The organism is Rubrobacter marinus, from assembly GCF_011492965.1.
Taxonomy (GTDB): Bacteria; Actinomycetota; Rubrobacteria; order Rubrobacterales; family Rubrobacteraceae; genus Rubrobacter_F; species Rubrobacter_F marinus.
The window spans coordinates 819,086-831,191 of sequence record NZ_CP045121.1 but is presented as its reverse complement, the minus strand read 5'-3'; the positions used below and the strand labels follow the sequence as shown (position 1 = coordinate 831,191).

The 12,106-nt window shown below is 71.1% G+C and carries 11 protein-coding genes; 5 read left to right on the top strand and 6 right to left on the bottom strand.

Going from position 1 to position 12,106, the window contains the following annotated elements; genetic code table 11:
* Window positions 1-10: 10 nt before the first annotated feature.
* The 4 genes from GBA65_RS04150 to GBA65_RS26080 all read right to left on the bottom strand — a co-directional run bounded on the left by GBA65_RS04150 (window position 11) and on the right by GBA65_RS26080 (window position 4,119).
* Entirely contained in the window at window positions 11-1,420 is a 1,410-nt protein-coding gene (locus GBA65_RS04150) for an amino acid permease (RefSeq protein WP_166395508.1), read from the bottom strand.
* Between the two features lie 42 nt (window positions 1,421-1,462).
* Window positions 1,463-2,764, bottom strand: coding sequence for an aspartate aminotransferase family protein (locus tag GBA65_RS04145; RefSeq protein ID WP_407691063.1), 1,302 nt, complete (start codon window positions 2,762-2,764; stop codon window positions 1,463-1,465).
* Window positions 2,765-2,854: 90 nt separating this feature from the next.
* Window positions 2,855-3,976, bottom strand: coding sequence for an alanine dehydrogenase (gene ald, locus GBA65_RS04140; protein ID WP_166395506.1), 1,122 nt, complete (start codon window positions 3,974-3,976; stop codon window positions 2,855-2,857).
* Window positions 3,977-4,014: 38 nt separating this feature from the next.
* On the bottom strand, window positions 4,015-4,119 hold the full coding sequence (locus GBA65_RS26080) for a hypothetical protein (RefSeq protein WP_407691062.1): 105 nt from the start codon (window positions 4,117-4,119) through the stop codon (window positions 4,015-4,017).
* A 141-nt stretch (window positions 4,120-4,260) separates the two neighbouring features.
* Between GBA65_RS26080 and GBA65_RS24985 the strand changes: the two genes are divergently transcribed.
* From GBA65_RS24985 to GBA65_RS04125, 3 genes are read left to right on the top strand one after another with little or no spacing between them, the layout of a single operon-like run.
* Entirely contained in the window at window positions 4,261-4,557 is a 297-nt protein-coding gene (locus GBA65_RS24985; RefSeq protein WP_207956131.1) for an MBL fold metallo-hydrolase, read from the top strand.
* Window positions 4,554-4,961 (top strand): MBL fold metallo-hydrolase, encoded by a 408-nt coding sequence (locus tag GBA65_RS24980; protein ID WP_166395504.1) that lies wholly within the window; start codon window positions 4,554-4,556, stop codon window positions 4,959-4,961. The genes GBA65_RS24985 and GBA65_RS24980 overlap by 4 nt, the downstream gene beginning before the upstream one ends.
* Window positions 4,962-5,014: 53 nt before the next feature.
* Window positions 5,015-6,010 (top strand): CPBP family intramembrane glutamic endopeptidase, encoded by a 996-nt coding sequence (locus tag GBA65_RS04125; RefSeq protein WP_166395503.1) that lies wholly within the window; start codon window positions 5,015-5,017, stop codon window positions 6,008-6,010.
* 295 nt (window positions 6,011-6,305) lie between these two features.
* Here GBA65_RS04125 and GBA65_RS04120 read toward each other — a convergent pair whose 3' ends face one another.
* On the bottom strand, window positions 6,306-7,712 hold the full coding sequence (locus GBA65_RS04120) for an amidase (RefSeq protein ID WP_166395502.1): 1,407 nt from the start codon (window positions 7,710-7,712) through the stop codon (window positions 6,306-6,308).
* 51 nt (window positions 7,713-7,763) lie between these two features.
* On the opposite strand from GBA65_RS04120, the gene GBA65_RS04115 reads away from it, so the two are divergent.
* The gene (locus tag GBA65_RS04115) at window positions 7,764-9,110 is read left to right on the top strand and encodes an MFS transporter (RefSeq protein ID WP_166395501.1); all 1,347 of its coding nucleotides are present in this window, start codon (window positions 7,764-7,766) and stop codon (window positions 9,108-9,110) included.
* A gap of 12 nt (window positions 9,111-9,122) precedes the next feature.
* Here GBA65_RS04115 and GBA65_RS04110 read toward each other — a convergent pair whose 3' ends face one another.
* Window positions 9,123-11,318, bottom strand: coding sequence for a SpoIIE family protein phosphatase (locus GBA65_RS04110; protein WP_166395500.1), 2,196 nt, complete (start codon window positions 11,316-11,318; stop codon window positions 9,123-9,125).
* Between the two features lie 99 nt (window positions 11,319-11,417).
* Here GBA65_RS04110 and GBA65_RS04105 point away from each other — a divergent pair, with 99 nt between their 5' ends.
* Window positions 11,418-12,053: a superoxide dismutase gene (locus tag GBA65_RS04105; RefSeq protein ID WP_166395499.1), complete on the top strand. Its 636-nt coding sequence runs from the start codon at window positions 11,418-11,420 to the stop codon at window positions 12,051-12,053.
* Window positions 12,054-12,106: the final 53 nt, after the last annotated feature.

Sequence of the window (12,106 nt, the reverse complement as noted above, 5' to 3'; positions counted from 1 at the left end):
TCCTCCCCTCCTACCTCGCGGGCTCGGCGCTCCGGCTCCTGACGCGGCCGTAGCGGCTGCGCAGCCCGTAGGCGCCGAGGAAGAGGACGACGCTTACGATGGTCGCGAGAAGCTGGGGCCGCCCGTCTTCGGTAAAGGCCATCGAGACGAGGACCGCCAGGATGGCGGCGATCGAGAGGTACGTCAGCCACGGGTAGAGCCACATCTTGAGCTGCAGGCGCTCCGGGTCCTCGCGCTCGAGGCGGCGGCGCATCCTGAGCTCGGAGACGGCGATCAGGAGGTAGACGAAGAGCGCGACCGCCCCCGAGGAGTTCAGCAGGAACGTGAAGACCTGCGCCGGGAAAAAGTACGCGGCGAGGACGGAGACGTAGCCGATGATCGTGCCCGCGAGGATCGCCCACATCGGGACGCCGCGCGCCGTGGTGTTGGTGAAGAAGCGCGGGGCGTCGCCGTGGCGGGTGAGGGCGAAGAGCATCCGGCTGGAGGTGTAGAGGCTCGAGTTCAGGACGCTCAGGAGCGCGGTCAGGATCACGAAGTTCATCACCGTCGCGGCCCCGGGGATGCCCATCGTCTCGAGCGCGACCGCGAACGGGCTCTCGACGTTGCCGGAGGTGAAGGAGCTGTTCCAAGGCACGATCGCCGCGACGAGAAAGACCGAGAGCACGTAGAAGAGCAGGACGCGGTAGACGACCGCGTTCACCGCCCGGGCCACGCCCCGCTCCGGCTCGGCCGACTCGGCCGCCGCGATCGTCACGATCTCCGCCCCGACGAAGGCAAAGATCACGGTGGTGATGCCGGAGAAGACCGCCAGCCCCCCGGCGGGCGCGAACCCGCCGTTGGCGTAGAGGTTCGAGAGGCCGGGCGTCTCGGAGGGCCACAGCCCGAAGACGTACAGGCCGCCGAGGAAGATGAAGACGATGATGGCGACGACCTTTATGGAGGCGAACCAGAACTCGAACTCCCCGAAGGAGCCCACGGAGTAGAGGTTGGTCAGGGTGAGCAGCACGATGACGCCGAGCGCGATCGCCCACAGCGGCACCCCCGGCAGGTACTGCGCGATGATCCCGGCCCCCGCCACCGCCTCGACCCCGACCACGATCACCCAGAAGTACCAGTACAGCCACCCGATGGTGAAGCCGGCCCAGTTGCCCAAGGAGATCCGGGCGTAGTCCGAGAACGACCCGACGGAGGGCCGCGCGACGGCCATCTCCCCGAGCATCCGCATGATCAGGACCACGAGGAGCCCGGTCAGGGCGTATGTCAGGACCGCCGCCGGCCCGGCCGCGTTCAGGATCGCCCCGCTCCCGACGAAGAGCCCCGCCCCGATGACCCCGCCGAGCGAGATCATGGTCATGTGCCGCTGCTTCAGCCCCGGCTGTAACCGGGCCTCCTCGCCCCGCCGCGCCTCGTCTACCGCCATGCCCGCTCCTTCCCCCTCCGCCGGGAGGCTCCCCGTCGCTCCTTACAGGCCGTTCACGCTCTCCCTGATCGTCTGGACGATAAACTCGAGGTCCTCGTCGGTGACGACCAGCGGCGGCGCGAGGGTCACGACGTTGTTGAACCCGGCGACGGTGTCGCCGTTCTTGCCGACGATCAAGCCCCGTTCCTTGCACCCGGAGATTACCTTCGCCACCTTGTCGGCCGCGGCCGGGGCCTTCGTCTCCTTGTCCTCGACGAGCTCGATGCCGGCGAGGAGGCCCTTGCCCCGGAGCTGGCCGACGTTCGGATGGTCCCGGAGCTCGGAGAGCCCTTCCATGAGCTTCTGCCCCATCGCCGCCGCGCGCTCGGGGAGATCCTCGTCCTCCATGATCTGGAGGTTCCGGATCGCGACGGCGCAGGCGGTCGGGTTACCGCCGAAGGTGTTGACGTGGCGGAAGTGGGCGTACTCCTCGGCGTCCATGAACCTCTCGAAGAGGTCGCGCTTCACGGCGGTCGCGGAGAGCGGCAGGTAGGCGCTCGTGATGCCCTTCGCCATGGTGACGATGTCCGGCTTGATGCCGTAGTGCTGGTGGCCGAACTTCTTGCCCGTCCTGCCGAAGCCGCAGATCACCTCGTCGACGATGAGCAGCGCCCCGGTCCTCTCGCAGATCCGGGCGACCTCCTCGACGTAGCCGTCGGGCGGAATGAGGATGCCGCCGCCGGTAATCATCGGCTCCATGATCACGCCCGCGACGGTCTCGGGGAGCTCCCACTGGATCGTGCGCTCTATCTCCCTCGCGCACTCGAGGTTGCAAGCGGGACGGTCGGAGCAGTACGCGCAGCGGTAGCGGTCAGGCGGCGGGACGTGCAGGAAGCCGGGCGCCAGCGGCTCGTAGCGGAACTTGCGCTGGGCCTGTCCGGTCGCGGCCAGGGAGCCCATGGTGTTGCCGTGGTAGGCGCGGTAGCGGGAGACGAACTTGTGGCGCCCCGGCTCGCCGTTCTGGTCGTGGAACTGGCGGGCGACCTTGAAGGCCACCTCGTTCGCCTCGGAGCCGGAGTTGGAGTAGTAGATGACGTACTCGTCGTCGAGCCACTCGTTGAGCTTTTCGGCGAGCTCGACGGCGGGCCTGTGGCTCATGGTCAGGGGGTAGTACGGGAGCTTTACGAGCTGGTCGTAGGCGGCCTTCGCGAGCTCCTCGCGGCCGTAGCCGACGTTCACGCACCACAGCCCGCTCATCCCGTCGAGGTAGCGGTTTCCCTCGGCGTCGGAGATCCAGGCCCCCGATCCCTCCTCGACCATCATCGTCGGCGAGGCCTGCCCGCTCCCCGGGTTGACCCGGCTCATCGCGTGCCAGACGTACCTGCGATCCTTCTCCGCCCAACCCTCGGCGGCGCTCGTCCCCTTCTGCGTATCCACGGCTCTCCTATCTCTCGTCTAACCCAAGACCTTGCGGTAGTCCTCGTGCGGCAGCCCGTGCGCCTCGGCGACCGGCTCCGAGACCAGGCTGCCCCGGAGCGTGCTGAGGCCCTTCGCCAGCGCCTCGTCGCTCCTCGCGGCTCCTTCCACGCCCCGATCGGCGATCTTCAGGAGGTACGGCAGCGTGACGCTCGTCAGGGCCAGCGTCGAGGTGCGCGCCACCGCCCCGGGGATGTTCGCCACGCAGTAGTGCACCACCCCCTCCTCCACGTACGTAGGCTCCGAGTGCGTCGTCGGCCTGCTCGTCTCGATGCAACCCCCCTGGTCTATCGCCACGTCCACGACCACGGAGCCGTCCCTCATCGAGGCGACCATCTCGCGGCTCACCAGCTTCGGGGCCTTCGCCCCGTGGACCAGCACCGCGCCGACGACGACGTCGGACTCTGCGACGTAGGAGGCCGTCCTCGCCCTGTTGGGGATCACCAGGTCCACCCGGCCTTCGAAGATGTCCGAGAGGTAGGCCAGCCTTTTCGGGTTGATGTCCAGGACGCGCACGATCGCGCGCATCCCCACCGCTATCTTCGCCGCCTCCGTGCCAACGATGCCCCCGCCGATGATCGTGACCTTCGCCGCCGGGGTGCCGGGGACGCCCCCGAGCAGCAGCCCCGCCCCGCCGCTCGGGCTCTCCAGGCAGTGCGCCGCCGCCTGTGTAGCCATCCTGCCGGCGACCTCGCTCATGGGGGTCAGGAGCGGCAGCGAGCCGTCGGGCATCTCGACCGTCTCGTAGGCGATAGCGTCGATCCTGCGCTCGACGAGGAACTCGGTGAGCCCCTTGTCGGCGGCGAGGTGCAGGTAGGTGAAGAGCTCCTGCCCCTCGCGGAAGCGGTCGTACTCCGAAGGCACCGGCTCCTTGACCTTCACGATCAGGCCGGCCCTCTCGAAGACCTCGTCGGGTCCGTCGGTCATCCTGGCACCCGCCCCCTCGTACTCCCCGTCGGAGAAGCCGGCGTTTCGGCCCGCGCCCCGCTCGACGAGGACCTCGTGGCCGTGGTGGACGAGCTCGGCCGCGCCGTCGGGCTGCACCGAGACGCGGCCTTCGAGGTCTTTGATCTCCCTGGGCACACCGATAACCCTGGACATACGCACCCCTTCCGCGCCGCCTTTGGACCAAGCGTAGCTTACAACAGGCCCACGACGCCCGTGTCGGGGCGCCGGTCGATCCAGGACGCCCGGCGGTCGAGCGGGACGTCGCGCAGCGTCCCCCCGCCGACCGCCGTGACGATGGCGACGCGCCGGAAGGGCGCGGGTGGCCGTGAGGAGCACGGTCCGCTATGTACGCCAGGAAGGGGGCGCGGACGGTACCCGGGTCGCCCCGGAGCCCGGGGTGGTACACCTACGGTCTATCCGACGAAAAAGGAGGCCACGTGGCCAGACCAGAGCGGATCGGGCCCGGCGCATACCGGGTGGACGCGATAGGCCTGTCGAACGCCGTTTCCGTACTGCTGATCGAGGGCGACGACGGCTGGACGCTGGTGGATGCCGGCGTCGGCTCGAGCGCGGGCCGCATACGAGAGGCGCTGGCCTCCCTGGGCGGAGCCCCCGGCGACCTGAGGCGCATCTACCTCACCCACCACCATCCGGACCATATCGGCGGCCTGCGCGGGGTCAGGGGGTGGGCGCCCGGGGCGGAGGTGATCTCCTCCGGGGGGAGGCGGAGGTGATCTCCGGCCGGCGCCCGAAGGACCCGGCGAGCAACCCCTTCTTCGCTTTCCTCTTCCGCAACCAGGAGCTGCCGACCTCCCCCGTCGACAGGACGGTGGGCGAGGGGGAGACGGTGGCGGGCTTCCGCGTCGTCTCGACCCCGGGGCACACGAGCGACCACACCTCGCTGCTGCGCGACGAGGACGGGCTGCTCTTCACCGGCGACGCCTTCGGCGCCCTGACGAGCAGCCGACCGACGGTCGGGGGCATCAAGGCGCTCTGCACGGACCCCAAGGCCGCGAGGCGCTCGGCGGAGAGGCTGCTCGGCGAGGACTTCGACACGGTGGTCATGACCCACGGCAAGCCCCTCATCGCCGGGGCCCGCCGCAAGATCCGGGAGTCCGTCGCCCGCTGCGACTACTGAGGGGCGGCGGGATAAACTCTCCGACGCCGTAGCGTTTCGAAACGAGGGATGCCTTGGGGTTTTTTGTCAACGAGCACGAGCGCAGGCCGCGGGCGCCCTGGCGCCTGCTCTTCCAGGTCTTCGTGTACTTCGCCGTGCAGCTGGCCTTCGGCGTCCTGGCGCTCGCGGTCCTCGCGCTGGCCTCCGGGGGATCGTCGGAGCCGCCGGGCGGGGGGATAGGGCTCGGCTCCTCGCCCCTCGCCCTGGTCCTGGGCGGCCTCCTGAGCCTGGTGGCGGCGCTCGTGAGCGTGTGGCTGGCGGGACGCTTCCTGGACCGGCGTCCCTTCTCGGGCTTCGGGCTCGGGCTGAGCCGCGAATGGTGGATCGACCTCGGTTTCGGGCTCCTCCTCGGCGCGGTCCTGATGACGAGCATCTTCCTCGTGGAGCTGGCGGCAGGCTGGGTTCGGATCACCGGGACGTTCGCCACGGGCGGGGGGACCTCGTCGTTCCCCCTGGCGATCCTCGCGCCCCTCGTCCTGTTCCTCTGCGTCGGGTTCGGGGAGGAGCTGGTCTCCCGCGGCTACCAGCTCAAGAACATGGCCGAGGGGCTCGACTACCCCGGCATCGGACCTCGCGGGGCGATCCTGCTGGCCTGGGTACTCTCGTCCTCCGTCTTCGGCCTCGCCCACCTGGCGAACCCCGGCAGCTCGCTCGTGAGCACGATCAACATCGCCTTCGCGGGCCTCCTCCTCGGCGTCGGCTACGTCCTGACCGGCAGGCTCGCCATCCCCATCGGCCTGCACATCACCTGGAACTTCTTTCAGGGCAACGTCTTCGGCTTCCCGGTGAGCGGCATGGACGACATAGGCGCCAGCTTTATCGAGATAAGCCAGGGCGGCCCGACCTTCCTGACCGGCGGCCCCTTCGGCCCGGAGGCCGGCCTCGTGGACATCGTGGCGTCCGTGGCCGGGAGCCTCCTCATCGTGCTCTGGGTGCGCCTGCGCTCCGGCAAGGCGACCCTCCAGACCTCCATCGCCGAGCCGCCGGTCCGGAAGCACGCGGTCTCCTAGACGCGCCCCATGCGGTCCCCCGCCGGACGCGGGCGTGAATTCCTGCGTGGTTGCCGTTCTGCCCGTCGGTCGTGCTCGTGATCCCCGGGCCCTTCGGCAACTCACCCTCAGCCAGCGCCGTCATCACGCACCGGAAAACGGGCTCGGCCGAAGACTCCTCCTTCTGCGGCGACTTCCAGGGACGAACGACCAGCGTACTCGCTAAGCGCCACGACCGGGAGACGCTTTCGGTAGCGATACGCTGCCCGAAGGTCCGCTCGCGCTCGGCGCGAGGGCGTTGTTCCTCCTAGCTGTCCTACACCCCGGCCGCCTGCTCGAGGGCGTGGGCGTAGCGGTAGAGGGTCGCCTCATCGAAGGGGCGGCCCACCATCTGGAGGCCCACGGGGAGGCCGGAGGCGGTGCGCCCGCAGGGGACGGAGAGGCTCGGCAGGCCGTTGAGGTTCGTGGGCCCGGTGAAGCGGTTCAGCGACGCCCGCACGGGCTCCTCGCGCCCGGCGATGCGGACCTCCCGCTGCCCGATCTCCGTCGCCGGGAGCGGCACCGTCGGCGCGAGCAGGACGTCCACCCCCTCCAGCGCCCGGTCGAAGACCCGCAGCGACGCGAGCTTCGTGCGCTGCGCCACGGCGTACTCGTGGGCGAGCAGCGCCTCGCCGGCGGCGACCCGCTCGCGGACCTCCTCGTCGAACCTCTCCGGCTCCGACCGCAGGCGCTGCGCGTGCACGGCGTAGGCCTCGGCGGCGAGGACGAGCCGCTGGGCGTCGAGGGTCTCTCGGAGGAGCGGCACCGCGACGGGGCGCGTCCGTACCCCGAGCCCGCGCAGCGCCCCGATCGCCTCCGCCACCCTCTCCGCGACCTCGCCGTCGAGACCATCGAAGTAGAAGCCGGAGGGGACGCCGACCACGCCCCCGCGGACCCCGCGCCCGAGGTCGCGGGCGAAGTCCTCGGGGGCCCTGCGCACGGAGTACGGGTCTTCGGGGTCGTGCCCGGCCAGGGCGCTGAGAAGGAGGGCGTTGTCCCTCACGGTCCGCGTCAGGGGGCCGACGTGGTCGAGGGTCCAGGCGAGGGGGAAGACGCCGCGCTTGCTCACCCTCCCGAAGGTCGGCTTCATCCCGACCACCCCGCACAAGGCGGCGGGGATGCGGATCGAACCACCCGTGTCCGTCCCCAGAGCGCCGTAGACGAGGCCCACCGCCACCGCGGCCCCCGAGCCCGAGGAGGAGCCACCGGAGATCCTCGAGGTGTCGTGAGGGTTGCGCACGGGCCCGAAGCGGGAGCGGTCCCCGGTCGTGCCGTAGGCGAACTCGTGGGTGTTGTTCTTGCCCACCAGGACCGCCCCGGCCTCCTCGAGCTTCTCCACGACGGCGGCGTCGTAGCCCGGGACGTGCCCCTCGAAGAAGGCCGAGCCCATCGTGGTGCGCACCCCCGCCGTGGGGATGAGGTCCTTCAGCCCGAGCGGCACGCCGTGCAGGGGTCCCCTGTAGCGGCCCGCCCGGATCTCCCGCTCCGCCCTCCGCGCGACCTCCATCGCCCGCTCGGGGGTCACGGTGATAAAGGAGTTCAGCTCCCCGTCCCGCTCCTCGATGAGCCCGAGCGCGGCCTCGGTCGCCTCCACGGGCGAGACCGCCCCCTCCCTCAACTCCCCCGCGAGGCCCGCCAGGGTCCCCGGCAGCCCCCCCAGATCCCTCCCGCCCCTTCCGATCACGCCCCTCCTCCCGAAGACGCGGACAGTAAAACAGAACGACCGGCCCGGGGCGTGTCCGGTTTCCCCGGGTCGAGCCCCGGCGGCGTCTATGATTGCGGGGTGGAGAAACACGAGGGGGAGACGGCGAGGGACGGCCCCGGCCGGCGGGCGTGGCGGGAGATCCTGCCGGCGTTCGACCGGCGGGTGTGGCTCCTGCTCGCGGCGATGCTCGTCTTCCGGTTCGGGCAGGGGCTCTACTTCCCGTTCTCCACGATCTACTTCCACAACATCGTCGGCATCCCGCTCTCCCTGATCGGGGTGGGCCTCGGCACGCTCGCCGCGACGAGCGTGGCCTCGGGGCTGATCTCGGGCCCTTTGTCCGACCGCTACGGCCGCAAGCCCCTCGTCCTGCTCGCCCTCCTCGGGAACGCGACGACGTTTCTCGCCTTCGCGTTCGTCGGGGGCTTCTGGGGCTACCTCGCCATCTGCGTGCTCGCCGGGCTCGCGGGGGCGAGCATGTTCGACGCCGCCCGCAACGCCACGGTCGCCGACGTCACCCCTGAACGCGTGAGGGCGCGCGCCTACGGCCTCGTGAGGGTCGGGGGGAACGTCGGCTGGGCCCTCGGGCCGCTTGCCGCAGGCGCCATCGCCGCCTCGGCCGGGGCCTCGCCGGGGGCGTACCGGGCGATGTTCGTCGGGGCCTCGGCCCTCACGCTCGTGGTCCTCTGCGCCATGGCGCTCGCGCTCGGCGAGTCGCTGCCCGGCCGCGTCAAGGGTCGGTCCGGCGCGCCCCGAGCCCTCCGCGCCCCGGGGCTGCGGGCGGCGTTCGCGGACGGGCCGTTCCTGGTCCTGCTCGGCGTGGGGTTCCTGCTGTACTACGTCTTCACGCAGGACTGGCAGGCGCTGCCGGTCTACTCCAAGAACTTTCTCGGCCTGACCGACGCCCAGGTCGGGTACTTTCTCGCCGGGAACGGGCTCGCGGTGGTGCTGCTGCAGCTGCCGGTCTCGGCCCTGCTCGACGGGCGCTCCAAGGTCGCGGCGCTCGGGGCGGGGGCGGCGCTCTTCGCGGCCTCCTCGGCGACGCTGCTCCTCGCGGACGGCTTCTGGGGCGTCCTGCTCGCCTTCGCCGGGTTCTTCACGCTGGGGGAGATGATCCTGGAGGTCGCCGGGGCCTCCCTCGCCGCCGAGCTCGCCCCGGAGGCGCGGCGCGGCACCTACCTCGCCCTCTTCGGCTGCTGCTTCGGCGCCTCCTACGGCCTGAGCCCCGTGGTCGCCGGCGCCCTCCTCGACGCGCGGCTGCCCGCGGCCATCTGGACGGCGCAGCTCGCCGCCGCAGCACTCGCCGCCCTCGGGCTGTGGAGGCTGTCGGTCGTCAGGCGGCGGCGTCGCGCGCGAGGCGAGGGGGCGGAGCCCGGGTAGCCCCCGGGAAGTCTAGACGGCGCGCAGGACCAGGATGGCGACGTCGTCGTTGAGGTCGTAGTTCTGGAAGCCGCAGACGGCGTCGCCCAGGTGGGCGGTGAGGGCCGTGGCGTCGAGGCCGGCGGAGGATCGGAGAAGATCCGCGAAGCGCTCCTCCCCGAAGAACGTCCCGTCGGGGGCTCGGGCCTCGGTGACCCCGTCGGTGAAGAGCACGAGGGCGTCGCCGGGCTCCAGCCGGGCCTCCTGCTCGGTGAGCCTGGGGTCGGCGAAGACGCCCATGGCGCGGCCGGCGTAGCCGACGGGTCGGACCGCCCCGTCCGCCCTGAGCAGCATGGGCGCGGGGTGCCCGCCGCGGGAGACCGAGACCCTGGCCCCCCGTCCGTCGGGCTCGACCCGGGCGTAGGCGACGGTGCAGAACTTTCTGGCCTCGCGCTCGCGCCCGTGACGCAGCATGGCCTCGTTGAGGTCGGCGAGGATGGAGGCCGGGCGGGTGCGGTGCATCGCGGCGGCCCGGATCGTGTAGCGGGCGAGGGCCAGGACGGCCGCGGCATCCGGTCCCTTGCCGCTGACGTCGCCCACGGCGACGCCCCAGGAGGAGGGAGGGCGCTCCCCGTCCGGGCCGGGCCGCCCCTCCGAGCGCTCGCCCGCCTCGAAGAGGTCGTAGAAGTCCCCGCCGATGTTCGCCTCGCCGGCGGGCAGGTAGTGGAGGCCGACCTCGAAGCCGGGCACCTCCGGGAGGTAGGACGGCAGGAGGCTCCCCTGGAGCGCGCGGGCGACCCTGGTCTGGTAGGCGTAGAGGCGGGCGTTGTCGATGGCGGAGGCGCAGCGGGCCGTCAAGCTCTCGGCGAGCGAGAGGTCCTCGGGGTCGTACCGGGAGCCGGGCTTGTTGCGGGCAAAGGTGATCGTCCCGAGGGTCCGGCCCCGGGCGACGAGCGGGGCGCAGATGCACGAGCGCGGGTGGAGGCGGCGGACGAGGGCGCGGTGCTCCTCGTTGCGGAACGCGCCGGTCAGCATCTCGGCCTCGAAGAGCAGCACGGCCTCCCCCGAGCGGAGCACCGACGCGGAGACGCGGCGCGCATCCTCGAGCCCCTCGGCGTCGTGCTCGCGGTAGCGCGCTAGCTCGCCGAGCACGCCCTCCTCGGCCGGGTCGGCGTGGGCGTAGGCGAGCTGGCGCAGCGAGCCGTCCTCCCCGAGCACGTCCACCATGCAGAAATCCGCGAACTCGGGGATGGTCAGGCGCGCCACGCGGGCCAGGGTGGCCTCGTAGTCGAGGGAGGCCGAGAGCACCGTCCCCGCCCGCGCCTGCAGGGCGAGGCGCTTTCTGGTGGCCTCGGCCTCCTCCCTCGCGGTCTGCTCCCGGGCGAGCAGGCGCTCGCGCTCCGCCTCGGCCCGCTTGCGCTCGGTAATATCGAGCACCGTCCCCACGAAGCGGACCGCGCGCCCCTCCCGGAAGACCGTCCGGCCCCGGGCAAGCCCCCAGCGCTCGGTCCCGTCCGGCAGCACGGTCCTGTACTGGGTCTCGAAGGCCCCGCCGCCCTCGGGGTCGAGGGCCTCGCCGACCACCCGGTCCACCCGCTCGCGGTCTTCGGGGTGGAGCATCGCCAGAAACGCGTCGTAGTCCACGTCTTCGTCCGGGGGGAGACCGAAGATGGCCTTGCACCGCTCGTCCCACCGCAGGTCTCCGGCCACGAGGTCGTAGTCCCACGTCCCGAGCCCCGTCGCCTCGGTGGCCAGGCGCAGCCGCTCCTCGCTCTTCGCGAGTTCCTCCTCGACGCGCTTGCGCCCCGTGACGTCGTCCTGCACCCCGACGAAGTTCACGATCCGGCCCCCCTCGTCGCGCACCGGCGAGACGGAGAGCTCGTTGTAGAAGAGCGTGCCGTCCTTTTTGTAGTTGCGCAGCACGACCCGGCACTCGCGCCCCTCCCGGATCGCCGCCCGGAGCTCGCCGAGGGCCGGCTGGTCGCGGTCGTCGGCCTGCAGGAAGCGGCAGTTCCGGCCGAGCGCCTCCGCCGCCCCGTAGCCGGTCGTGAACTCGAAGGCCGGGTTGACGTAGACGATGGGGTTCCCCGGACGCCGGGCGTCGGTGATGACGATTCCGCTGGCGCTGGAGCGGACGGCCCGGTCCACGAGGCGCCTCGCCTCGCGGGCCCGGGCCTCGCCCAGGGCCTCCTCGAGCCCGGGCCTCTCGAAAAACTCGTACTGCCGCATCCGGACCATTCTACAGCCTCGACGCCGGGAGCCTACCGTTAGATTTGCGGGCTCCTGGGTATATTGCAGACTTGTAGTCTAGCGAGAGGAGAAACCACCGTGGCTTACGAACTTCCGCCGCTCCCATACGATTACAACGCGCTGGAGCCGCACATCGACGAGGCGACGATGCACTACCACCACGACAACCACCACAACACCTACATCACGAACCTGAACACCGCGCTGGAGAAGCATCCGGAGGCGGACCCCGGTGACGTGGACCAGCTTCTCGCCAACATAAACAACGTCCCCGACGACATCCGCCGCGCGGTCGTCAACAACGGCGGCGGCCACTCCAACCACGCGATGTTCTGGCGGATTCTCGCCCCGGCCGGTCAGGGCGGCGGCGGCGAGCCGACCGGCGATCTGGCCGAGGCCATAAACTCGTCCTTCGGCTCCTTCGACGCCTTCCAGGAGCAGTTCAACGCGGCCGGTGCCCCCGGCGCACTCTTCGGCTCCGGCTGGGTCTGGCTCGTCACCACCCCGGGCGGCGGCGGGCTCTCCATCGAGCAGACCGCCAACCAGGACAGCCCCCTGATGAGCGGCCAGATCCCGATCATCGGGCTAGACGTCTGGGAGCACGCCTACTACCTGAACTACCAGTACAAGCGTCCCGCCTACATCCAGGCCTGGTGGAACGTCGTGAACTGGGACGAGGCCGAGCGCCGCTTCCAGGCCGCCAAGGCCGCCTAAGGGCAAGCCGACACGAGCTTCTACGAGGGCCCCCGTCCCATCAGGGCGGGGGC